This window comes from Bacillus mycoides, assembly GCF_001757995.1.
GTDB classification, from domain to species: Bacteria; Bacillota; Bacilli; order Bacillales; family Bacillaceae_G; genus Bacillus_A; species Bacillus_A mycoides_B.
On sequence record NZ_LXLV01000010.1, the window covers coordinates 122,567 to 145,085 of the forward strand.

At 36.2% G+C, this 22,519-nt stretch carries 23 protein-coding genes; 19 read left to right on the plus strand and 4 right to left on the minus strand.

The features are described from left to right. Positions 1-30 precede the first annotated feature (30 nt). From BWGOE10_RS03050 to BWGOE10_RS03080, 7 genes are all read left to right on the plus strand, one after another. Entirely contained in the window at positions 31-687 is a 657-nt protein-coding gene (locus tag BWGOE10_RS03050) for an amino acid ABC transporter permease (RefSeq protein WP_070140871.1), read from the plus strand. Next, positions 688-1,332 (plus strand): amino acid ABC transporter permease, encoded by a 645-nt coding sequence (locus BWGOE10_RS03055; RefSeq protein ID WP_070140872.1) that lies wholly within the window; start codon positions 688-690, stop codon positions 1,330-1,332. A gap of 202 nt (positions 1,333-1,534) precedes the next feature. After that, on the plus strand, positions 1,535-2,965 hold the full coding sequence (locus BWGOE10_RS03060; RefSeq protein WP_070140873.1) for an amino acid permease: 1,431 nt from the start codon (positions 1,535-1,537) through the stop codon (positions 2,963-2,965). Then, a complete protein-coding gene (locus BWGOE10_RS03065; RefSeq protein ID WP_070140874.1) occupies positions 2,940-3,317 on the plus strand; it encodes an OsmC family protein in 378 nt (125 codons plus the stop codon). Before BWGOE10_RS03060 ends, BWGOE10_RS03065 begins: the two co-directional genes overlap by 26 nt. Before the next feature lie 253 nt (positions 3,318-3,570). After that, positions 3,571-3,966: an HIT family protein gene (locus BWGOE10_RS03070; protein WP_070140875.1), complete on the plus strand. Its 396-nt coding sequence runs from the start codon at positions 3,571-3,573 to the stop codon at positions 3,964-3,966. A gap of 179 nt (positions 3,967-4,145) precedes the next feature. Beyond that, positions 4,146-4,703, plus strand: a complete 558-nt coding sequence (locus tag BWGOE10_RS03075) for an RNA polymerase sigma factor (RefSeq protein WP_070140876.1) — start codon at positions 4,146-4,148, stop codon at positions 4,701-4,703. Further along, positions 4,669-6,093 carry an anti-sigma factor gene (locus BWGOE10_RS03080; RefSeq protein ID WP_070140877.1) on the plus strand — a complete coding sequence of 475 codons (1,425 nt, stop codon included), beginning with the start codon at positions 4,669-4,671 and terminating at the stop codon, positions 6,091-6,093. Before BWGOE10_RS03075 ends, BWGOE10_RS03080 begins: the two co-directional genes overlap by 35 nt. A gap of 39 nt (positions 6,094-6,132) precedes the next feature. Here the strand turns inward: BWGOE10_RS03080 and BWGOE10_RS03085 are convergent, their stop codons facing one another. Continuing rightward, positions 6,133-7,086, minus strand: a complete 954-nt coding sequence (locus BWGOE10_RS03085; RefSeq protein ID WP_070140878.1) for a helix-turn-helix transcriptional regulator — start codon at positions 7,084-7,086, stop codon at positions 6,133-6,135. 108 nt (positions 7,087-7,194) lie between these two features. Here BWGOE10_RS03085 and BWGOE10_RS03090 point away from each other — a divergent pair, with 108 nt between their 5' ends. Further along, positions 7,195-7,716, plus strand: coding sequence for a dihydrofolate reductase family protein (locus BWGOE10_RS03090; RefSeq protein ID WP_070140879.1), 522 nt, complete (start codon positions 7,195-7,197; stop codon positions 7,714-7,716). A gap of 13 nt (positions 7,717-7,729) precedes the next feature. Here BWGOE10_RS03090 and BWGOE10_RS03095 read toward each other — a convergent pair whose 3' ends face one another. Both BWGOE10_RS03095 and BWGOE10_RS03100 read right to left on the minus strand, forming a co-directional pair. After that, on the minus strand, positions 7,730-9,121 hold the full coding sequence (locus tag BWGOE10_RS03095; protein ID WP_070140880.1) for a sensor histidine kinase: 1,392 nt from the start codon (positions 9,119-9,121) through the stop codon (positions 7,730-7,732). 11 nt (positions 9,122-9,132) lie between these two features. After that, the gene (locus BWGOE10_RS03100; protein ID WP_070140881.1) at positions 9,133-9,810 is read right to left on the minus strand and encodes a response regulator transcription factor; all 678 of its coding nucleotides are present in this window, start codon (positions 9,808-9,810) and stop codon (positions 9,133-9,135) included. A 174-nt stretch (positions 9,811-9,984) separates the two neighbouring features. Between BWGOE10_RS03100 and BWGOE10_RS03105 the strand changes: the two genes are divergently transcribed. The 4 genes from BWGOE10_RS03105 (at position 9,985) to BWGOE10_RS03120 (ending at position 13,809) form a co-directional block, all read left to right on the plus strand. Then, on the plus strand, positions 9,985-11,226 hold the full coding sequence (locus BWGOE10_RS03105; RefSeq protein WP_070140882.1) for an ArsR family transcriptional regulator: 1,242 nt from the start codon (positions 9,985-9,987) through the stop codon (positions 11,224-11,226). A 156-nt stretch (positions 11,227-11,382) separates the two neighbouring features. Next, the gene (locus tag BWGOE10_RS03110; RefSeq protein WP_070140883.1) at positions 11,383-12,834 is read left to right on the plus strand and encodes a SulP family inorganic anion transporter; all 1,452 of its coding nucleotides are present in this window, start codon (positions 11,383-11,385) and stop codon (positions 12,832-12,834) included. Positions 12,835-12,899: 65 nt separating this feature from the next. Further along, a complete protein-coding gene (locus BWGOE10_RS03115) occupies positions 12,900-13,322 on the plus strand; it encodes a universal stress protein (protein ID WP_070140884.1) in 423 nt (140 codons plus the stop codon). Positions 13,323-13,692: 370 nt separating this feature from the next. Then, positions 13,693-13,809, plus strand: coding sequence for a DUF4027 family protein (locus BWGOE10_RS03120; RefSeq protein ID WP_033795461.1), 117 nt, complete (start codon positions 13,693-13,695; stop codon positions 13,807-13,809). Between the two features lie 137 nt (positions 13,810-13,946). Here BWGOE10_RS03120 and glpT read toward each other — a convergent pair whose 3' ends face one another. Continuing rightward, on the minus strand, positions 13,947-15,296 hold the full coding sequence (glpT, locus tag BWGOE10_RS03125) for a glycerol-3-phosphate transporter (protein ID WP_070140885.1): 1,350 nt from the start codon (positions 15,294-15,296) through the stop codon (positions 13,947-13,949). 271 nt (positions 15,297-15,567) lie between these two features. On the opposite strand from glpT, the gene BWGOE10_RS03130 reads away from it, so the two are divergent. The 7 genes from BWGOE10_RS03130 (at position 15,568) to BWGOE10_RS03160 (ending at position 22,512) form a co-directional block, all read left to right on the plus strand. Further along, positions 15,568-16,026: a MarR family winged helix-turn-helix transcriptional regulator gene (locus BWGOE10_RS03130; protein ID WP_002114114.1), complete on the plus strand. Its 459-nt coding sequence runs from the start codon at positions 15,568-15,570 to the stop codon at positions 16,024-16,026. A gap of 19 nt (positions 16,027-16,045) precedes the next feature. Further along, complete coding sequence (locus BWGOE10_RS03135) at positions 16,046-17,659, plus strand: MDR family MFS transporter (RefSeq protein WP_000437651.1); 1,614 nt, start codon at positions 16,046-16,048, stop codon at positions 17,657-17,659. Between the two features lie 137 nt (positions 17,660-17,796). Continuing rightward, positions 17,797-18,768 (plus strand): ribose operon transcriptional repressor RbsR, encoded by a 972-nt coding sequence (gene rbsR, locus BWGOE10_RS03140; RefSeq protein WP_060751629.1) that lies wholly within the window; start codon positions 17,797-17,799, stop codon positions 18,766-18,768. 13 nt (positions 18,769-18,781) lie between these two features. After that, positions 18,782-19,678 (plus strand): ribokinase, encoded by an 897-nt coding sequence (gene rbsK, locus BWGOE10_RS03145; protein WP_070140886.1) that lies wholly within the window; start codon positions 18,782-18,784, stop codon positions 19,676-19,678. Next, entirely contained in the window at positions 19,675-20,070 is a 396-nt protein-coding gene (gene rbsD, locus BWGOE10_RS03150; protein ID WP_070140887.1) for a D-ribose pyranase, read from the plus strand. Before rbsK ends, rbsD begins: the two co-directional genes overlap by 4 nt. An 18-nt stretch (positions 20,071-20,088) precedes the next feature. After that, entirely contained in the window at positions 20,089-21,573 is a 1,485-nt protein-coding gene (gene rbsA, locus BWGOE10_RS03155; RefSeq protein WP_070140888.1) for a ribose ABC transporter ATP-binding protein RbsA, read from the plus strand. 3 nt (positions 21,574-21,576) lie between these two features. After that, positions 21,577-22,512, plus strand: a complete 936-nt coding sequence (locus BWGOE10_RS03160) for an ABC transporter permease subunit (RefSeq protein WP_070140889.1) — start codon at positions 21,577-21,579, stop codon at positions 22,510-22,512. Positions 22,513-22,519 lie beyond the last annotated feature (7 nt).

Here is a 22,519-nt window from a genome sequence, read left to right on the forward strand (position 1 = left end):
CTCTTCCTATAAAGAAAGAGGTGATTATATTTGCCCGATTTTTCCATTTTGACAAACAACATTGATATGTATTTAGAAGGATTTAAATATACGGTAATGTCTAGTGTAATTGCGCTAATAGGAAGTTTTGTTTTAGGGATTATTATGGCAGTGATGCGCATTGCACCTATTCGTATTTTGAATTGGATCGGATCCGCCTTTGTAGAGTTTGTTAGAAATATTCCACTCGTATTAATTGCATTCATTTTCTATTTTGCTTTGCCTGTAATAGGAATTACTTTCAATGGTTTTGTAGCAGGGACAGTTGCGCTTACAGTTTATACAGCGGCTTTTATTGCGGAAGTAATTCGTGCCGGTATTTTATCAGTCGCGAAAGGACAAATGGAAGCAGCACGCTCTTCAGGGCTAACATACGTACAAGCGATGTATTATATTGTTTTACCTCAAGCGATGAAAATCGTAATCCCTCCTCTAGGAAATCAATTTCTCAATTTAGTAAAAAACTCTTCTATACTCGGAATTATTGCTGGGACGGATTTAATGTATCAAGGAGATTTAATTTCAACGAAGACGTTCGTTACGTTTGATGTATATATATTTGTCGGGATGTTTTATTTAGTATTAACAATTCCGCTAAGTATGCTAGTGCGTTATTTAGAAAGACGCTTGGCTAAGGAGGCGGTGTAAATGGATTTTCAAGGTGCTATTACAGGAGATCATATACTCTTTTTATTAAAAGGATTGCTTGTAACGTTAGAGGTCGCTCTTGTAGCTATTGTACTTAGTTTTATTATCGGTAGTGTAATAGGAACTTTGCGCTATACAAAAATACCAATCATCTCACCAATACTAGGCTTTATCGTTGAAGTTATTCGGAATTTACCACTTCTTTTAATTATATTTTTTACGTATTTTGCACTTCCAGAGGCAGGTTTGAAGTTAGAAATTATAACAGCCGCAATTGTTGCTTTAACGATATTTGAAGCGGCGATGATATCTGAAATTGTTCGAAGTGGTCTATTATCTATCGAAAAAGGACAAATTGAAGCGGCGCGCTCGTCAGGATTAACATATGTCCAAACGATTTGGAGCATTATTTTACCGCAAGCGTTGAGAAGAATGGTGCCGCCGCTTGTCAGCCAATTTATTTCATTATTAAAGGATACGTCACTAGCAGTTGTTATATCATTGCCGGAGCTTATGCATAATGCTCAAATTATTAGCGGACAGAACGTAAATTATATGATTCCAACATTTATACTAGCAGCCTGTATGTATTTTGTTGTAAACTACGGTTTATCAATTTTATCTAGAAGATTAGAAATACGTTAACTCTTACAAAAAAATGTAAGAGTTTTTCCTTATTAATCCTTAATTGCCTTAAAATAGAATCTAAATCTCTTAATAATTAAATTTTTATAATGTTTTATCAGAAAAGTTTTAATTTTATATAGAAATTGTAACCGCTTTCGTGTATATTTTTATTATCAGAAAATTTTAAAAAGAGATAGAGGGTTTATAGGGGAGGATTACAATGCAGCAAACAACGAATGATAAATTACATCGTACGATGAAGAGTAGACATTTATTTATGATAGCACTAGGTGGTGTAATCGGAACTGGTTTTTTTCTAGGTTCAGGTTATACCATTAATCAGGCTGGACCAGGGGGAGCCATCCTTTCATATTTAGTGGGCGGATTTATTATGTATTTAACAATGCTTTGTCTTGGAGAGCTAACGGTAGCAATGCCAGTTTCAGGGTCTTTCCAAAAGTATGCGACGAAGTTTATTGGACCAGGAACTGGATTTATGATCGGCTGGCTATACTGGATTGGATGGGCAGTAACAGTAGGATTAGAATTAACATCGATCGGTTTAATGATGAAAAGATGGTTTCCGAATGTGGATGTTTGGGTATGGTGTCTCGTATTCGGGGTTATTTTATATGCTTCAAATGCAATATCAGCGAAGAGTTATGCTGAATTAGAGTTTTGGTTCTCTAGTATTAAAGTAGTTACAATTATTGCATTCATTCTACTTGGTGGTAGCGCATTACTAGGATTTTTACCATACGACGGAAAAGAAGCAGCGCCTCTTTTCTCTAACTTTGTAAGTGATGGTGGGCTATTCCCAAATGGACTAGCTGCAGTGCTTCTTACGATGATTACAGTTAACTTTTCCTTCCAAGGAACAGAGTTAATCGGGATTGCAGCAGGAGAGAGTCAGAATCCTGAAAAAACAATTCCACGCGCAATTCGTAATACAGTATGGCGCATTATGTTATTCTTCATTTTAACAATGACAATTTTAGTAGGGTTAATTTCTTGGAAAGAAGCAGGGATAATTGAAAGTCCATTCGTAGTTGTATTTGATAAAATCGGTATTCCATATGCAGCTGATATTATGAACTTCGTTATTATTACAGCTCTTCTATCTGTAGCGAACTCAGGGTTATATGCAGCAACGCGTATACTATGGTCACTTGCAAATGAAGGAATGGCACCAACTTCTTTCAAGAAGGTAAATAAACGTGGTATTCCAATTACAGCGCTAATCGTAACGATTGCTGTTGCGGCGTTATCCTTATTAACAAGCTTCCTTGCAGAAGATACAGTATATATGTACTTATTATCTATAGCTGGTTTATCTGCTGTTTCAAGTTGGATCATTATTGCTTTATCACAACTTCGCTTTAGAAGTCAGTATTTAAAAGGCGGAGGAAAATTAGAGGACTTAAAGTATAGAACACCACTATACCCGCTTGTTCCAATTTTAGCTTTAATTACAAATAGTATTGTTGTTATTAGTTTAGCGTTTATTCCAGAACAAAGAATGGCGTTATATTGTGGTATTCCATTTATCATTTTCTGCTATATATATTATTATTATATGAGTAAGAAAAGGCAGAAACCGATGAAAGTGGAGATGGAAAAAACAAATGAAACTAACAATCAAACACGATGATATAAAAGCAGATTTATCGTACGGTCAATTAGCGATTGGAAAAGAAAACGGATATTCACCGTTACAATTACTAATCTCTTCTATCGCAGGATGTAGTGCAATTGTCTTTCGAACAATTTTAGAAAAGAAACGTATTACATACGATACGTTTACAATTGAAACTGAAATTGGTAGAAGTGAAGCTTTATCAAAACCAGTTGAAAGCGTTCATTTGCACTATAAAATTAAAGCGCAAAACATTACAGAAGAACAATTAGACAAAGCACTGCAACTTGCAGTAAAGAATTGTACGATTGTTCAATCTGTAAAGGATAGTATAAAAGTTACAGAAACAATTGAATTAGTAAAGTGAAACAGAAAAACGTGAGAATAGGGCGCTCACGTTTTTTTGTTTTTGGCAGAGGGGGGAAGTATTATGAAATGTTTAGGGTGTAAATTAGCAACGAAGAGGGAAAAATATATAAAGTGAAACTTTAATCAGTGGGGGTTTTGTCCATCCCCCACTGATTATCAGCCCGCACCAATCGGGCTTTTACAGGCAGTTGATCTCCCGCCTAACTTCCTAGCATTCGCGAATTTTGAGGTGGGAGTCTTACTGCCCATTAATGCGGGGTAAAATATATGAAGATGAGTATGTAACATGCTTTTTAGATCATGCACCTTTTTATCCAGGACATACTTTAATTGTGCCGAAGCAACATGTTTTAGAAGTAGACGAATTAGAAGATGCTGTAGCAAAAGCGATTATGGATGCTTCTAAGCTTATTTCAAAGGCTATTAAATTACTGTATAAACCAGATGGAGTTACAATTTGTCAAAATGGTGGAATCTTTAACGAATTAACTCATTATCACATGCATATTGTACCGAGATATAAAGAGCGTTCGTTTGCTGAATTTTATACGGTACAACCAGGAGAGAAGCAGAATCATAACTTTGAAGAAACAAAGACATTGTTAAAAGAAGCGATAGATAACATACTGCATCCTGAAAAGGCGTAAGAGGGGTGTTCTTAAGGGGACAGTCAGGAAAATTCTAATATTAAAAAGCCCAATTTCTCAGTTAAAATAGAGAAATTGGGCTTTTCTTTATTCTATTATTTAATTTTATCTATTAAAGAATTCTGCAGTGTCACAAAGTATATCGCTCATTCGTTATATAGAATGAGAGGAGGAATTATATGAAAGTTACAAACAAAGATTACGAAAAGATGGAAGAGCTATACGAGTTGTATGAACACAAAATTTATTATGTAGCTTATTCTATTTTAAATAATATTCAGCAGGCTGAAGATGCAGTTCAAGAGACGTTTATTACTCTTTATAAGAATTTGGAAAAGCTTCATAGTTTGAACACTCAAGAGCTTAAACGGTATATTTTGAGGATTGCGAAAAATAAAGCGATTGATAGCTACCGGAAAAATAAACGCCATGAAATATTTTTAGAAGAATATCAAAGAGAATCAACAGAAGTAGCAGATGAAAACATTGAAGAGTGGGAACAGCGTTTAATGTCTGAGGTTCAAATTGATACATTGCTAAAAGAGTTAAATGAATCTAACAGACAAGTTTTTAAGTACAAAGTCTTCTATAACTTAACGTATCAAGAAATTTCAAATGTCATGGGGATAAATGAGGCCAATGTCCGCAAACAGTTTGAACGCGCTCGAAAACGAGTACAAAGTATTATAGGAGGTATACAAAATGACGAATTCAAAGAACTCCAAAGAAATGTATGACCTTGCTGAAAAAATTGCTTTAGATGATTTTGATAAACTGGATGAACAACATGAATTTTCACATACATATACGCGCAAAAAGAAATTGTTCATGGAGGAAATTAAGCTGAAAGGCGAGCGACCACAGACAAAGCGTAAAAGAAACCGTATGTTAATCGCTGCTGCCTGCTTATTGATTGGTATGCCGACAACCGTTTTTGGTGCAGTAAAAGTCTATAATATGATTGTTAAAAAACAAAATTACGAAGTAAATGTTTCAGTAACAAATAAGGACTCGAAAAAGATTGATAAGTGGTATAAGTTGAAAGTCGATAAATTACCAGAAAATATGGAAGCAATCGATGACTCTGCTATGAAATATTCATTTAAAGATAACTACGCAATGGGTGGATTTTCATTCGCTCTTTGGAGGATAGGAAAAAACTCGGATTTTCAAACTCTGTATTCGAAAAGTTATGAAGAAAAGGATATAAATGGTAAAAAAGCGGTGATTGTTCATAAAGACAATGGAAATAAAGATTTAATGTTTGATAGAGTGATTTTTCTCTATTTTGAGGAAGAGGGAATTATGTTACAAAGTTATATTGGAAACGATATAAACGAAGAACAAATGATGGATGTGTTAGGGAACATTTCACTTGAGCCTACGTCAAAAGAAAAGGCATCACATATAACAGATTATGATAAAAAGTATTTTAGTCAAGCAGATGAACCTAAAAAAACTAAGGTTATTCCTTTGAAAAAAGATAGCAAACGACTATTTCATATAGGGCAAAAGGTTCCAGTAACGATATCTATGGATAACAGCCAAATTGAATATGTGATAGAAAAAGTTGAAGTTTTTGATTCAATCAAAGATTTTAAACAAGATAACTTTTATGAAATGGGCTTAGGAATACTAAGCAGGAATCAAGCTTTGGGTCAAGCCGGACAATTGATACCATATAGACGGGAGAAATATAAAGTTGGAAATGGTAAAGATTCAATTGATAAATTAGTAGAGTCAAAATTAGTTCATCCTAAATTTGTTTACCTAACAACAACAGTGAAAAATATAGGTAAGCAGCCGACAGAAGAAATCTATATGCATCCATCTATAAAACTGCTTAAATTTGAAGGGAATGCATGGAACTACGCTAAAGAAGATGGAATTGCCGAGAAAAATATTATGACGGGCGAAGTTGATTATTTAGAACCTCACGGAGACGGGAAAAGTTTTTACAATATTGGTAGTATTACGCCAGGACAAACGGTAAAGGTTAACTTAGGCTATTTTGTAGATGAGGATAAACTAGATTCAATCTTTTTGGATGCTTTCCATTACAGAGGGAATGGTGGCACTGAAAATATGAATGCGGAATATCGTTGGTGGATTGATATTCGTCAATAGTAAAACAATAGGAACAAATACACTAAAAGCTGCTTATATTTAGCAGCTTTTTTCGTCTTCATACATATGTAAAACTTCTTTCGCGCGTATACGTAAACCATCTATTAATTCTTTCGGTTCTAAAACTTGTGCATCTTTTCCAAGCCGATAAAATAGAGGCGTAATAAAATTAATTTCGCCTTTATCAATTGTTGAGTTTATATATCCTGTCCCGTTTGCATTTATTGCAACGAACTCCTCAAGGTAAGGAACGCTTTTACATTGGCGCACGCCTTCTGTCGTTAGTAAAACATGTAATTGAGTAGGAATGTTTACTACGTTAGAGTTAGAGGCGAGCCATTCTTCTAGATTCATGAACGTATCTTCATTTTCTTCCGTTGATAATATAGAAAAAATACGATCAACACGATACAGTAATACTTTTTTTCTACTGAAGTCATAGGATGGTAAGTACCATAGCCCATCATGAGCATATACACCGATAGGATGAACATGTTTTGTTTTTATCCCCGAGTTAGATTCGTATTGAAAGTGTAAATTTTTATTTTCAATAGCCGCGGTTAACACTTCTTTTAAAAGTGGTGTATCAATTGCTCTCTTCGGATTCCAAAAAGCGATATAAGAACGTATTTTATCAACTTTAGCTTTCGCATCATTTTGTAGAGAGCCATATAGTTTATGAGTAACAGAATTGATTTCTGTATTAAAAGGCAAGTTACGATAGTAGCTTAAAGACTGAAAAGCAAAAAAGATGGAGACTGCTTCTTCTTCGGTAAATAAAATGGGGGGAAGCATGCTACTTGTTAATACTTTATATCCTCCGTTACGACCTTGTTCTGCGTAAATGGGTAACCCCATATCACTTAAATCTAAAATATATCTATGAACAGTACGAACAGAAATATTAAATTCATCAGCTATTTCTTGAGCTGTAAATGTTCTTTTCGCAGAAGCAAATATAAGAATGTCTAGTAAACGTTTTGCTTTTGACAAATATCTCACTCTTTTCTTTTTTTAACATGACATGAATTGTCATGTTTTAAGGCTAGTATAGTGCGTATAAGGTAATTTTATCAATATACGTTGTAAGGAGGAAAAGAGATGTCACGTGAAGTTGTTTTATTTATAGCCGCTAGTTTGGATGGATATATTGCGAAAGAAGATGATGATTTAGAGTGGTTAATGGAAACCGAAGGAGAGGGAGACAACGGTTATACAGAAATGTACGAAACGATTGATACGATAATTATGGGGAAGAGAACGTATGATTATGTAGTAGAGCATACAGAAACATTTCCGTACTTAGATAAAAAATGTTATGTGTTTTCTAATTCAGAAAAAGGTTCAAACGGACATGTGGAGTTTGTAAATGAAGATGTAGTGGAGTTTACAAAAAGGTTGAAATCGCAGGAAGGATCTAAAATATGGATGGTCGGCGGAGGGAGTCTACTGGGAGAGTTCTTTAAGAATAATCTAATTGATGAATATGTTGTTACGATTACACCTCACATATTAGGTTCTGGTATTCCGCTATTTAAAGAAAAGAACCCGGAAATTAATTTAACTTTAACGGATACAAAACGTTTTGGGCAATTTGTAAATTTATATTATAAAGTAAAATGATAAAGAAACACGACTATTGATGATAGTCGTGTTTCTTTATAGATGGTAATGAAATTATAAAACAAGACCCGTGATCAATTTCACTTGTTGCAGTAATATTCCCGCCGTGTAGTTCTACAATTTCCTTCACGATAGAGAGCCCTAAACCAGTTCCGCCCGTAGCTCGCGATCTCGCTTTATCAACGCGATAAAAGCGGTCGAAAATGTGAGGGAGATCTTCTTGTGGGATGCCTTCACCTTCGTCTTTAATTGTAATTGAAATATGTTTAGGTTCTTCTGTAACAGAAATATTTATATAAGAATGTTCCTTCGAATGTCTATACGCGTTATTTAAAATGTTAACCATAACTTGCTCAAAACGCTGCTCATCTAGTTTTACTAAGAGTGAGGGAGGACATGCGAAAACAACTTTAATTTGTTTTTCTCCGTACATAACATTTATTTTTTCAGTGATACGAGTAAGGAAGGTGTGTAAATGGACTTCCTTTACTTGAATGAAAAAGTTATGTTTTTCCATTTGAGCGAGTGAAAATAAATCTTGAACTAAGTTTGTAATATAATCAGATTCGTCTTTTATAATGGATAAGTATCGTAAACGTTGCTCGGGAGGTGTGCTTTCTTTTAATGCAATGTCAGCATAACCTCTTACGTACGTTAATGGTGTTCGTAATTCGTGAGCAACACTCGCTAGAAATTCATTTCTTTGAGTTTTCATATAATGTAAATCATTTGCGAGCGTTTGAATAGATGATGCTAGTTCACCAATTTCGTCATTTCGAGTTGTTGGTAATGAAACGGATAAATCGCCCTTACTCATTTTTTCAGTCGCTTGTTTCATGTGTAACAATGGTTTTGTTAATAAACGTGATAATAGAAAGATTGTGATGGCTGTTAATAGAAAAGTGATGACTCCGGCAATAATGAACTGTCTCGTTAGCCCATTAATCATTTCTTCAATAGATGTTGTTCCGAGAAACATATAAACATAACCATCTATTTTGCCATCTATTACAATGGGGCTCACTGTACATATATAATTAGATGTTTTCCAATGATTTTCTATAATAGCTCCGTTATGATCTGTACTCGTATTCATCTCTGCAATATGCTTTTTTATAGTCGTATCTAGCTCGTTAGATTTTGCTAGTACTTCCTTATTTGCATTTGTAATAACAACAGTTGTTTCAGCTTCGGATTCCATTAAAGCAACATGGGAGATTGTTTGCTTATCAAAATACTTTTCAAGGACATCTCGGTGACTATTTCCGCGCTTTAATAAAGCAGTCATTTCTTCATTTACTCTATTGTTTACAAGGCTATAATAGAGCAAGACAAATAGAACACTTTCGATTAAAAGTGTAACAATTAGAAAATAAAATCCGAGTTGAATAGAAATTCGCTTCATCGCTTTGCTCCTTAATATAGTGTATCAATCCATCTATAGCCTACTCCATATACAGTTTTTAAATGGTGATCAATAGGGAAATTTACTTTTCGTAATTTATCACGCAAATTACGAATATGTGAATCGACTGTTCTATCTTCTGTATTTGTATTTAAACCCCAAATTCGTTCAATGAGCTGATCACGGCTTAATACGTAGTTCACATGACGTAAAAATAATCCGAGTAAAGAGAATTCGATTGGTGTGAGAAGAATTTCTTCATTATAGACAGAAACGAAATGCTTCGCCTCATCCCATAAAATGCCTTGATATTGGATTTGCGTACGTTGATTAGTTCGGCGTAAAACAGCTTCAATTCTTGCGAAGAGCTCTTCTTCGTGGAATGGTTTCGTCACGTAATCATCTGCTCCAAGTTTTAACCCTTGGATGACATCTACCGTTTGATCACGAGCAGTTACCATAATGATAGGAACGTTACTAAATGATCGAATTCTTTTGCACGTTTCCCATCCATCCATCTTTGGCATCATAATATCGAGTAAAATAAATTTGAAGTTTCGATTTTCTATATGTGAAATAGCTTCTTCTCCGGACACTGCACATACGCAGTTATATCCGATTGGAGTAAGATAAAGTATTAATAATTCAAGCATTCTCGGTTCATCATCTACGAGTAGTATATCGATCATAGAGTACCTCCGCATTAGTAGTTATTACTTAAATTGTAAGTCAAAATCATGAAGAAATGGTGCAGATTATAATGCATCTGCATAATTTCTTCAGAATTGCTTGTTATTGTAAAGTTGAAATTCTATTTTAGGTAATAATATTGGCTCGAAAATGAATAATACGGAGGCGATATAGTGAAAAAGATGACCCGGATTTTTGGGATAACAATAATTGCGGCAGTCGGTCTTGCGGCATGTGGGCAAACGAACACAGATCATAAAAATCATGAATCTACAAAAGAGAAGAAAACGGAGAAAAAGGAAATGAATCAGGAGGTAACTGCGCCGAAAGAAATGAATGCCGGGGCATCAGAGGATTTATTAACGACAAGTTTAAAAAATGTAACGAGATTAAATACAAATGATCCTCTGCAAATGGCAGTATTAACTTCACAAACAATATGGCCAGCAACTCATAAAGAGAATCAGCCAGGTGCTGTTATTTTAGTGCCAGTAAGCGAGTGGCAATTAGGTATTGCAAGTGCGGATCTTATTCATCATCCGAATAACGGGCCGATTTTATTTATAGAAAAAGAAAAGGTACCCGAAATGACGTTAAAAGAAATAAAACGATTAAATCCGCTCGGAACGAAAGATGGAACGCAAATTATGGTGATGGGGGATGTAGGTGCATCTAGCCTAGAGCAATTAAAAGAATATAAAGTAAAGCAAATAAAAGAAACGGATTCAGCTAAATTTGCTAAAGATGTTGATAAAGAATATGCGGATATAACAGAGAATTATCCAAATAGCGTTATTATCGGTTCGTCTGAAGAAGAAGGACGTTTATATACAACACCAGCTGTAAATTGGATTTCTCATATGCCAGAACCACTTTTATATGTAGAAAAGGATAAGGTGCCAGAAGCGACAATGGAGGCATTAAAGGTAAGAAAAAATAAAGCGAATATATATGTGTTAGGACCAGAGAAAATCATTTCAAAAGAAGTAGAAAAAGAGTTAAATAAATACGGAAAAGTGACCCGTATTAGTGGGGAGACTCCAACAGAAAATTCGGTTGCGTTTGCGAAATTTAAAGATGAAAAAACGAAATTTGGCTGGGGGTTCACAAAACCAGGTCACGGTTTGTCATTTGTTTCAAGCAAAACACCAGACTTAGCAATTGCGGGAGCACCGTTTTCACATATGGGTAAACATGCCCCTGTTGTCTTGCTTGAGGAAGGAAAAGCTTCACAACCAGTTTATGACTTCCTTGCTACTATTCAGCCGAAGTTTAAGGATGACCCAACACTTGGACCGTATAACCATGCTTTCCTATTAGGAAGTACTAGTGATATTTCATTTGAAACGCAAGGTATATTGGATGAGAGGTTAGAGATTGTTCAGGAAAGTGGTAAGGGGCATGGTGGACATTAATGAAATGAGAAAAGACGCTACGAAGGTAGCGTCTTTTCTTTAGGAAACTTTTACATAGCGCAAAATCTTCTACTCGTTATATAATAGCCTTCGTGCAGTCGGCCCTGATTTTCTTACGGAGAAAATCAAATGATAAAAGAGTAGAGGAGTGTTACTTTGTTTCAAACTATAAAAAATGAATGGTTTTCTAATGTGAAAGGGGACGTACTATCGGGAATTGTTGTTGCTTTAGCATTAATTCCTGAAGCGATAGCTTTTTCTGTTATTGCAGGTGTAGATCCGACGGTTGGATTGTACGCGGCCTTTTGTATCGCGGTTACAATTTCGTTTGTTGGCGGGAGACCGGGAATGATTTCTGCGGCTACAGGAGCGATGGCGTTATTGATGGTCACTCTTGTGAAGGATCACGGTTTGCAATATTTATTTGCTGCGACAATAGTAACAGGTATTGTCCAAATTATTTTTGGAGTGTTCAAACTGAGTTCATTTATGAAGTTTGTTCCTAAATCCGTTATGAGTGGCTTTTTAAATTCACTTGGAATTTTAGTTTTCACAGCACAATTGCCACATTTTAAAAATGCAACTTGGCAAATGTATGCACTTGTCGCATTAGGACTTGCAATTATATATTTATTTCCACGTATTACGAAGGCTGTACCGTCTACACTTATTTCAATTATTATTGTGACAAGCATTGCACTTATGAGCGGATTACAGTTGAAAACAGTAGGGGATATGGGAAGTTTACCGAAAGAATTACCGTTCTTTAGTATTCCTGATGTGCCGTTTACACTGGAGACATTAGGTATTATTTTACCGTACTCAGTTATGCTTGCAATTATCGGCTTACTAGAGTCATTATTAACAGCGTCGGTTTTAGACGATATGACACATACGGAAAGTAATAAACATAAAGAGGCACGTGGACAAGGTATTGCTAACGTTGTTGCTGGTTTATTCGGAGGAATGGCAGGATGTGCAATGATTGGACAATCTGTTATTAACATTAAATCAGGTGGTCGCGGGAGATTATCGACGTTTGTAGCCGGTGGTTTTTTAATCGTATTACTATTTGTTTTAGGTGATTACGTTGTTCATATTCCGATGGCTGCTTTAGTTGCTGTTATGATTATGGTTTCGATTGGGACTTTTGATTGGAACTCTGTAGCAACGCTTCATAAAGTGCCAAAAGGAAATGCTTTTGTGATGATCGTAACGGTTGTGGTTGTCCTCATCACACATAATTTAGGATTAGGTGTAATTATCGGAACAGTAATTAGTGCCGTATTATTTGCATTCAATATGGCAAAGATTCACGTGAAACATTTGTATATTGAAAATAAGAAAATATACGAAATTCACGGCCAACTATTCTTCGCATCTACGGCAGAGTATATAAATGCTTTTTCATACAATGAAGATGTGAAAGAAATTGAGATGAACTTTACTAACGCACACGTATGGGATGATTCAGCAGTAGCGGCAATTGATAAAGTTATAATGAAGTATGAACAGAACGGTGTGAAAGTAAGAATCACAGGGTTAAATGAACGAAGCTCGAAGATTGTTTCAAATTTAGCTACCTATAATAAGAGAATTGCTAGTTAGAAGCCTCCTTTTTAGGGGGCTTTATTATATAATACGGGTAGGATAACGAAAAGGGGATTCAGCATATGTACAAACAAATTTTATTAGCATGCGATGGTTCTGAACATGCACTTCGAGCAGCCGAGCATGCAACATATATTGCGAAATTTAACGCAGAAACACATGTTGAAGTTGTGTACGTAGTAGATAATAGAACGGCAAAGTCAGATATTATACAAGGACAAACAGATTTAGAAACGATATCAGCTAGTCGAAAAGATAAATTAAAAGAGATTGAGGGTTTATTAAAGAAAGAGAACATTTCCTATAAAATTACGATTCTACATGGCGATCCTGGAGATACGATTGTTCAATATGTAAATACAGGAGATATAGATCTTGTTATTGCTGGGAGTAGAGGTCTAAATACACTACAAGAGATGGTGCTTGGTAGTGTAAGTCATAAAATAGCAAAGCGTGTGAAATGCCCCGTGATGATTATAAAGTGAAACTTTAATCAGTGGCGGTTTTGTTCATCCCCCACTGATTATCAGCCTTCACCAATCGGGCTTTTACGGGCAGTTGATCCCCACCTAACTTCTTTGCTTTCACTGAATTTTGAGGTGGGGGTCTTACTGCCCGGCGAATAGCGGGATAAAATAAAGTGAGATATTCTATAGTGTAAGCAAGACCTTGATATAATTCGAGGTCTTTTTTGATGTATAGAGGGGCAGATTGTGGACATGCTAGATATATAAGTTTAGATGAAAATTGTTAACTTACAAATTTGTAAGTTAGTTGTCAGCGAAATCGATGTTATGAAATTTTTTCCATTGGTAAAATAAGAGTATCAAAGGGGAGATAGGGAGGATGGAAGGTATGAAATCATTTCAAAATTTGTCTTATAGTCAAGGGGTAAGCTTAATTTGTTTAGGAGGATTTGCTGGATCTGTTATGTTAGCTGTTTTAGTAAAGATGTTTCAGCAAATGTTTTAATCGTATGAATAGAAAATAGAAGGGAATTGATTAATATAAACAGCAAGAGAAGAACGATAAATAAAAAATAGCTCTCAGCATGTAAGTAAATGCTGAGAGCTATTTTTATGTTTATTTTTCTACACATTATATTTTGTTTAAACTTCTTTTGATTTAGCAGACCCTGTATTTAAAGTAAGAGCAAGGAAGAACATTGCAAGCACACAAGAAGCAAGTAGCAAAATGAATCCGCCGTCCCATCCGAATCCATCTACAATAAAGCCCATAGCTGCGCTAGCAAAAGTAGCTCCGCCTAGATAACCGAAGAACCCAGTTAAACCAGCGGCAGTTCCAGCAGCTTTCTTTGGTGCTAAGTCAAGAGCGTGTAGGCCAATTAACATAACAGGTCCGTAAATTAAAAATCCAATGGAAACAAGTGCGATACTATCAATGATTGGGTGGCCAGCAGGATTTAGCCAGTAAACAAGAACGGCAATGAATACACCGATCATAAATAAAATACCAGCAGGTGCGCGGCGCCCTTTAAACAGTTTATCACTCATCCATCCGCAAAGAAGTGTACCTGGAATACCAGCCCATTCATATAGAGCATAAGCTGTACGTGAGCTACTATGAGTAAAGCTTTTTTCCTCTACTAAATAAGTAGGAGCCCAGTCTACAACGCCGTAGCGAACGAAATAAACGAATACGTTCGCGATAGCGATATACCATAAAAATTTATTGTTTAATATGTATGTAAATAAAATTTCCTTTACCGAAAGTTCGCGTTCACGGTCCGCTACTTTTTCATCTGATGGATATTCACCAGTATGTTCTTCGATAGAAGGTAATCCACAAGATTGAGGCGTATCACGCATCGTAATTAATACATAAATCCCAACTAAAATTGACAGAATACCTGGGAAGTAAAATATACTTTTCCAGTCATTTGCAAAGAAATATAAGCCTAATGTGACGAGGGAAGGCATAAGCGCTCCACCGACGTTATGAGCGACGTTCCAAATAGACATTTTTGTACCACGTTCACTAATAGAGAACCAGTGAACCATCGTACGGCCACAAGGAGGCCATCCCATACCTTGTACCCATCCATTTAAAAACTGAAGTACAAACATGAGTATAATGCTCGTTGTAATGAAAGAAAATGATCCGAAAATAATATTAATGATACCTGATAAAAATAGCCCAGCTGCTAAAAAATAGCGAGGGTTACAACGATCGGATACGATACCCATAAGAAATTTACTTAATCCGTAAGCGATAGATACTGCTGAAAGGATAACCCCAAGTTCCCCTTTACTAAAGCCTTGTTCGATTAAGTATGGCATTGCGAGTGAAAAGTTTTTTCGAACAAAGTAGTAACCCGCATAACCGATGAAGATACCTAAGAATACTTGTAAACGCAATTTACGGTATTCGCTATCAGTGCGATCAGCTGGTAAGCGTTCTGCGTGGGGCGCAGGTTTAAATAATTGTGTGAAAAACATAAAATGAAAATCCTCCCCTAATTAATTGGAAGCGTTTTAAGACAGAGAGAATACAAAAAGGCTATGAAATATAAAAAAGTGCCCTTTTTTATGATTCATAGCCGTATACTCCGATTCTCCGTGACTGTCAATATTAACTTCGACGAAAATTATACAACTTTGTGACAAAAATGTAAACGTTTTTATAAAGAAAGTTGTTGACGTATTTTGTTTGTGGGATTAATATTTAAATACGTTAAATATTTTATTGCTTAAATAAGAGGTGGATAACATGCCAAATGATATGACTCATATTGATAAGATTCAAGCTCTTACATTCGCTATAGGAAAGAAAATGCAAACAGAGCTATTAGAACAAATGCAAGCATCAGGACTTACACCACCGCAGTTTTATATTTTAAAGATTTTAGATCATTACGGAGCTTCAAGAGCGACACAATTGGCGGAGAAAATGTACGTGAAACCGAGCGCGATTACAGTAATGATTGATCGTTTAATTGATCATGGGTTAGTAGAGCGCTATCACGACGATAATGATCGCCGCGTTGTTATCATTGAGCTAACGAAAAAGGGGAAAGCTACAGTAGAAGAAGCGATGGCGGCTCGTAATGAGCATATTGCAAAATACTTCTCACACTTAGAATTACAAGAGAGGGAAGATTTGTTACGCCTCTTTGAAAAGCTAGAAACAATTATTTGCGGGACACAAGAGAAAAAAGAGAAAAACTAAGAGGAATTGAGGAGATTACATGGAACAACAAGAAAATCAGAATAGAAAGTTGTTGTTAATCGGTTTAGTAATCGCAATGCTATTTGCTGCATTGGACGGAACAATCGTTGGTACAGCAATGCCGCGTATCGTCGGTGAACTAGGTGGATTAAGTTTAATGACATGGTTAACAACAGCTTACATGTTAACATCAACAACGGTTGTACCGATTGCAGGTAAATTAGCGGATTTACTTGGGCGTCGTAACGTATATATAGCAGGATTAATTATCTTTATGGTTGGTTCAGCGTTATGTGGTATGGCAAACGGTATGACAGAATTAATTATTTTCCGTGGTATTCAAGGTCTTGGTGGCGGTATTATGATGCCAATGGCTATGATTATTATCGGAGATATGTTCACGGGAAAAGAACGTGCTAAATGGCAAGGTATTTTTGGAGCTCTATACGGTCTTGCTTCTGTAATTGGACCACAAGTTGGTGGCTGGATTGTAGACGCAGTGAACTGGAGATGGGTATTCTATATTAACTTACCAGTTGGTATTTTAGCGACAATCTTTATTGCAATGGGATTAAAAGCACATAAACAAACAGGACCAATTAAAATTGATATCGCTGGAATCTTCACGATGATTCTCGGTGTTGTCAGTTTATTACTTGCGTTAACGTTTGGCGGGAAAGATTATGCATGGGGTTCTTGGCAAATTATCGGGTTGTTTGCACTAGCTGCCATTGGTATTGTTAGCTTTGTTATCGTTGAAACGAAGGCTGAAGAACCAATTTTACCGATGCACTTCTTTAAAAACCGCACATTTACACTACTGAATGCGATCGGTTTCTTTATGAGTATCGGAATGTTTGGAGCAATTATGTTCGTACCGTTCTTTATGCAAGGAATTGTAGGCGTAAGTGCTGCTGAATCAGGAACGATTATGACACCGATGATGATTACAATGATCGTTATGAGTATTATCGGTGGTCAACTTGTATTAAAAATTGGTGTGAAACCACAAATTATTACAGGGATGCTTATTATGGCTAGTGGTTTCTGGTTATTAACAACGATGGATATGCACACAACTAAGCTTACCGCTACTTCTTATATGATGGTTATCGGTTTAGGAATGGGTCTTGTTATGCCGATATTAACATTAGCATTACAAGAAAGCTTTCCGAAAAAAGATCTTGGCGTTGTAACATCATCAAGTCAATTCTTCCGTCAAATCGGTGGAACGTTTGGGATTACAATTTTAGGATCAATTATGAATAACACTTCAGGTACAACGTTAACAAATAAATTAGTACCTGTATTAGACACATTCCCAAAAGAAGCGGGACAAATGGTAACAAAATTTAAAGATATGATTCATACAGACCCACAAAGTCTATATTCTATGCTATTTAGTCCAGAGGCTTTAAAACAAATGCCAGAAGCATTTTCTAATAGCATCGTACCAATTTTGAAAAGCTCTTTAGTGGACTCACTTCATACTGTATTCTTAACAGGATTGGTATTTATCGTAGTAGGTGCTATCTTTACGATTTTCTTACAGAAAATTAAACTGTCTGATCGTAAAAAAGGTGCTGAAGAACCTGCTGTAGAAGAGAAAGAACAAACTGTATCATATTCATAATGAAAAAGCATCGCCTTATGGCGGTGCTTTTTTTGAGTATAACCTTAAAAGCTTTTAGTGAGAAATGATTGACGTATTTTTATAAATGCGTTATATTATTTTGTGTAAACGGTTACATGAAATGAGGAGAAAAGAGAATGAGTACGATTAAAGACGTTGCAAAATTAGCAGGGGTATCTGTTGCGACCGTTTCCAGAGTGTTAAATAAAAATGGATATGTTCATGAGGATACATTAAAAAAAGTAGAGCGAGCAATTGAAATGCTAGATTATAAGCCTAGTACAGTAGCACGATCTTTATACAATAAAAAATCTCGTTTAATTGGCTTAGTTGTTCCAAATATCGTGAATCCATTCTTTCCAGAAGTTGCACGTGCCGTAGAAGATGTAGCACATAAGCAAGGTTACACAGTTGTCCTTTGTAACTCTGATGAAAATTTAGAAAAAGAGAAACAATACATTGATGTGCTTAGACAAAATAATGTGGATGGGTTTATTGTGGCAACGAATCCACAAAATAGTGTTAATTACATGAATTTGTCTATTCCAGTTGTTGCGATTGACCGTATGTTTAATGAGCGCATTCCTACTGTATATGCAGATAACTATGCAGGGAGTCAGGCGGCGACAAAGTTATTAATAGACAAAGGGTGTAAACATATTGCACATATTCGTGGACCTCGTGATGTGAGTACAGCCAATGAACGTTTTGAAGGTTTTGTAGACGTTATTACGCAAAATAATCTTTCTTATATGATTGCAGAGAGTACATTCGATCCAGCTAATAGTGAACGGGTAGCGGTGGAATTATTAGAAGAATATCCGCATATTGATGGAATTGTTGCTGGGAATGATTTAATTGCAATTGGTATCGTAAAGGCTGCACTTCAAAAAGGAATTTCTATTCCAGACGATTTACAAATTATCGGATTCGATGGGATTTCTTTAACGGAAATGATGTATCCATCTATTACAACTGTTGCACAGCCAATTTATGAAATGGGGAAAATTGCAACAGAATTGCTTTTAGAGCAGATGGAAGGAAATCCATTAGAAGAGAAACATTATCGTTTACCGATTGAAATTATAGAACGAAATACAACGAAGTAAGGAGATGAAACAGATGCCAAATATTGCAGTAGTAGGTAGCATTTCAATGGACTTAGTGGCTGTTTCAAAAATACGGCCGAAAGCAGGAGAAACAGTAATTGGTGAAGCGTTTCATACGATCCCAGGAGGAAAAGGGGCCAACCAAGCAGTTGCTGCAGCTAGATTAGGAGCAAATGTAGCGATGGTTGGTGCAGTAGGAAATGATGATTACGGAACAGTAGTTAGAAAAAATTTGGAGAACGAACGCGTTTTTATCGACTATGTGGTACCGGTTACAGATAGAACGACAGGAATTGCTCATATCATTTTAGCAGAAGAGGACAACAGTATTGTTGTCGTACAAGGAGCAAATGCCCTTGTAAATGAGTCGATTGTAGATCGTTCAAAAGACCTTCTTGTAAAAGCAGATATGGTTGTTCTTCAACTAGAGATTCCGCTTGAAACAGTAAAATACGTTCTGGCTATTTGTGAGGAACATACAATTCCAGTTATGTTGAATCCGGCTCCAGCACAATTTTTATCAGAAGATATTTTAGAAAAAGCGACTTATATTACGCCGAATGAACATGAATGTCGCATCGTATTAAATGATTTCACATCACCAATTGAAGAGTTACTTGCGAAATATCCAAATAAGCTATTGATGACGGAAGGGTCTAACGGTGTTCGATTCCATAACGGAACGGAAGTTGTTCAAGTTCCAAGTATTGCTGTAGATGTAGTAGATACGACTGGAGCTGGTGATACATTTAACGGTGCGTTAGCAGTTGCGCTTTCTGAAGGAGAAACACTTCAAAAGGCAATTCGTTTTGCAAATATTGCTGGTGGTCTTTCTGTAACGAAACTTGGGGCACAGGGCGGTATGCCGACGAGAGATAGAGTACGTGAAGTGCAGGTGATTGTTGGATGAAAAAGCACGGTGTATTAAATAGTGAAATCGCGGCAGTCCTTGCTTCACTTGGACATACAGATACAATTGTAATTGCTGATTGCGGGTTACCTATTCCTGATGGAGTAAAACGAATTGATTTAGCAGTTGAAATCGGAAAACCTAGTTTTTTAGACGTATTACAAGTTGTTGCTGATGATATGGCAATTGAAAAAGTGACGTTAGCAGAAGAAGTTATTATGAATAATGCAGAGGTAAATAAAGAAGTTGAGATGCGATTAGTAGAGCCAGCATTTGAATATGTGTCTCATAAGGAATTTAAAGAGCATACAAAGAGAGCGAAGGCGATTATTCGTACAGGAGAAGCAACGCCTTATGCGAATGTTATTTTACATGCAGGCGTGATTTTTTAATAAAGGGATGTGATGAGAATGCATATTGAAATGAAGAACATTTCAAAAGCGTTCAGTGGTAATCCTGTTCTAAAAAACGCACAGTTTATGATTGAAACAGGAGAAGTCCATGCATTAATGGGGGAAAATGGAGCGGGGAAATCGACGCTCATGAAGATTTTAACAGGTGTATATAAAAAAGACAGTGGAACAGTCACGATTGATGGGAAAGAACGAACTTTTAAAAATGCGAAAGAAGCAGAAGAGTATGGTATTGCATTTATCCATCAAGAGTTGAACATATTACCGAATTTAACGGTAGCTGAAAATATGTTTCTTGGAAAAGAGTTAATGTATGGGAAAACGGGCATTTTACGTACGCGTCAAATGAATGCGATTGCCCAGCAACAATTAGCAGATCTTGGTCTACATGTGAGAGGCGCTATGCTAGCAGGTGAATTATCAGTTGGACAACAGCAAATTATTGAAATTGCTAAAGCATTAATGACAAATGCAAGCGTTATTATTATGGATGAACCTACAGCGGCATTAACAGATCGCGAAATTGAAACGCTGTTTATTGTTATTAATAAATTACGTAAAGAGGGCGTTTCGTTTGTTTATATTTCACACCGGATGGAAGAAATTTTTTCAATATGTGATGCCATTACGATTTTGCGTGATGGAGAATACGTAGGGAAAAAATTAATTCCAGAAACTTCATTTGATGAAGTAGTTAGCATGATGGTGGGCCGCAGTATTGGTGAACGTTATCCAGAACGAAATAGTCCAATTGGCGAAGTGATTTTTGAAATGCGTAACGGAACGAAAAAAGGAAAATTTGAAAATGTTTCGTTTCAAGTTAGGAAAGGTGAAATCCTAGGTGTTGCGGGCTTGATGGGAGCCGGTCGTACGGATATTATGAAAGCGATATTTGGATATGAACCGCTCGATTCAGGACAAATTTTTATGAATGGACAAGAAGTGAAAATTGATAGTCCAATTGATGCGATTAGACAACGAATTGCCTTTATTACAGAGGATAGAAAATCTGAAGGGCTTGTGCTAGATTTTTCGATTCGTGAAAATTTATCTTTGCCAAATTTAGGAAGTCTTTCGAAAGGAAGCGTTGTTAATAAAGGTTTAGAACAGCAATTTACAGAGGATATGATGAAGCTTCTTAATGTGAAAGCAGCAAACGGAGAGCAAGCGGTGAAATCTCTTTCTGGTGGAAATCAGCAAAAGATTGTAATTGCAAAATGGCTAGGTATTCATCCGCAGTTACTCATTTTAGATGAACCAACAAGAGGTGTAGATGTTGGGGCTAAAAAAGAAATTTACTCTATTATGAATAAGCTTACCGAGCAAGGAGATGCCGTTATTATGGTATCGTCTGAGCTTCCAGAAGTTTTAGGAATGAGTGATCGTGTTCTCGTCATTCATGAAGGGAAAATCGGTGGTATTTTAGAGAAAGATCAGGCATCGCAAGAGTCTATTATGGCACTAGCTACAGGGGGAGAGTAAGATATGGCTAAGAAGGGGAATGTATTACAACAACTTGGTTCTTTAATTGGATTAGTATTAATTATCGTAGTAATTACAGCTTTAAATCCAGCATTTATTGAAATTCCAAATTTATTTAATATACTGCGCCAAGTATCGATTAATGCACTCATTGCATTTGGAATGACCTTCGTTATTTTAACAGGGGGTATTGACTTATCGGTAGGTTCTATTTTAGCATTATCAAGTGCACTTGTTGCTGGAATGATGGCAAGTGGCATGGATCCGTTCCTTGCAATGGCAGTTGGATTATTAGCAGGTCTTGTAATGGGGATTGTAAACGGTATCATTATTGCGAAGGGAAAAGTAGCTCCGTTTATTGCGACTTTAGCAACAATGACTATTTTTCGCGGGTTGACGCTTGTTTATATGGACGGACGTCCGATCACTGGTCTTGGTGATCATTTAATGTTCCAAATGTTTGGCCGTGGTTATTTCCTTGGTATTCCTGTGCCAGCCGTTACAATGATGATCGCTTTTGCAGTACTGTACTTTATTTTAAAGAAAACAACGTTTGGTCGCCGTACGTTTGCGATTGGTGGAAATGAAGAAGCGGCAGCTTTATCAGGTATTAATGTTACGAGAATTAAAGTAATGATTTACGGTCTTTCCGGAACTTTGGCAGCGCTTGCAGGTATTGTCTTAACATCAAGATTAGATTCTGCACAGCCGACTGCTGGTACTTCTTACGAATTAGATGCAATTGCTGCAGTTGTGTTAGGAGGAACGAGTCTTTCTGGCGGAAGAGGATGGATTGTTGGTACATTCATCGGTGTGCTTATTATTGGTGTACTAAATAACGGTTTAAATTTATTAGGTGTATCTTCTTTCTTCCAACAAGTTGTAAAAGGACTTGTAATCTTACTAGCTGTACTAATTGATCGTCGAAAAGAAGCGTAATGGAGGG

What these genes read in the sequence shown, in the direction of transcription:
- BWGOE10_RS03055 (WP_070140872.1), top strand. Translation starts at nt 688, where the DNA reads ATGGATTTTCAAGGTGCTATTACAGGAGATCATATACTCTTTTTATTA.
- BWGOE10_RS03060 (WP_070140873.1), top strand. Translation starts at nt 1,535, where the DNA reads ATGCAGCAAACAACGAATGATAAATTACATCGTACGATGAAGAGTAGA.
- BWGOE10_RS03065 (WP_070140874.1), top strand. Translation starts at nt 2,940, where the DNA reads ATGAAACTAACAATCAAACACGATGATATAAAAGCAGATTTATCGTAC.
- BWGOE10_RS03070 (WP_070140875.1), top strand. Translation starts at nt 3,571, where the DNA reads ATGCGGGGTAAAATATATGAAGATGAGTATGTAACATGCTTTTTAGAT.
- BWGOE10_RS03075 (WP_070140876.1), top strand. Translation starts at nt 4,146, where the DNA reads ATGAAAGTTACAAACAAAGATTACGAAAAGATGGAAGAGCTATACGAG.
- BWGOE10_RS03080 (WP_070140877.1), top strand. Translation starts at nt 4,669, where the DNA reads ATGACGAATTCAAAGAACTCCAAAGAAATGTATGACCTTGCTGAAAAA.
- BWGOE10_RS03090 (WP_070140879.1), top strand. Translation starts at nt 7,195, where the DNA reads ATGTCACGTGAAGTTGTTTTATTTATAGCCGCTAGTTTGGATGGATAT.
- BWGOE10_RS03095 (WP_070140880.1), bottom strand. Translation starts at nt 9,121, where the DNA reads ATGAAGCGAATTTCTATTCAACTCGGATTTTATTTTCTAATTGTTACA.
- BWGOE10_RS03100 (WP_070140881.1), bottom strand. Translation starts at nt 9,810, where the DNA reads ATGATCGATATACTACTCGTAGATGATGAACCGAGAATGCTTGAATTA.
- BWGOE10_RS03115 (WP_070140884.1), top strand. Translation starts at nt 12,900, where the DNA reads ATGTACAAACAAATTTTATTAGCATGCGATGGTTCTGAACATGCACTT.
- BWGOE10_RS03120 (WP_033795461.1), top strand. Translation starts at nt 13,693, where the DNA reads ATGAAATCATTTCAAAATTTGTCTTATAGTCAAGGGGTAAGCTTAATT.
- glpT (WP_070140885.1), bottom strand. Translation starts at nt 15,296, where the DNA reads ATGTTTTTCACACAATTATTTAAACCTGCGCCCCACGCAGAACGCTTA.
- BWGOE10_RS03130 (WP_002114114.1), top strand. Translation starts at nt 15,568, where the DNA reads ATGCCAAATGATATGACTCATATTGATAAGATTCAAGCTCTTACATTC.
- BWGOE10_RS03135 (WP_000437651.1), top strand. Translation starts at nt 16,046, where the DNA reads ATGGAACAACAAGAAAATCAGAATAGAAAGTTGTTGTTAATCGGTTTA.
- rbsR (WP_060751629.1), top strand. Translation starts at nt 17,797, where the DNA reads ATGAGTACGATTAAAGACGTTGCAAAATTAGCAGGGGTATCTGTTGCG.
- rbsK (WP_070140886.1), top strand. Translation starts at nt 18,782, where the DNA reads ATGCCAAATATTGCAGTAGTAGGTAGCATTTCAATGGACTTAGTGGCT.
- rbsD (WP_070140887.1), top strand. Translation starts at nt 19,675, where the DNA reads ATGAAAAAGCACGGTGTATTAAATAGTGAAATCGCGGCAGTCCTTGCT.
- rbsA (WP_070140888.1), top strand. Translation starts at nt 20,089, where the DNA reads ATGCATATTGAAATGAAGAACATTTCAAAAGCGTTCAGTGGTAATCCT.
- BWGOE10_RS03160 (WP_070140889.1), top strand. Translation starts at nt 21,577, where the DNA reads ATGGCTAAGAAGGGGAATGTATTACAACAACTTGGTTCTTTAATTGGA.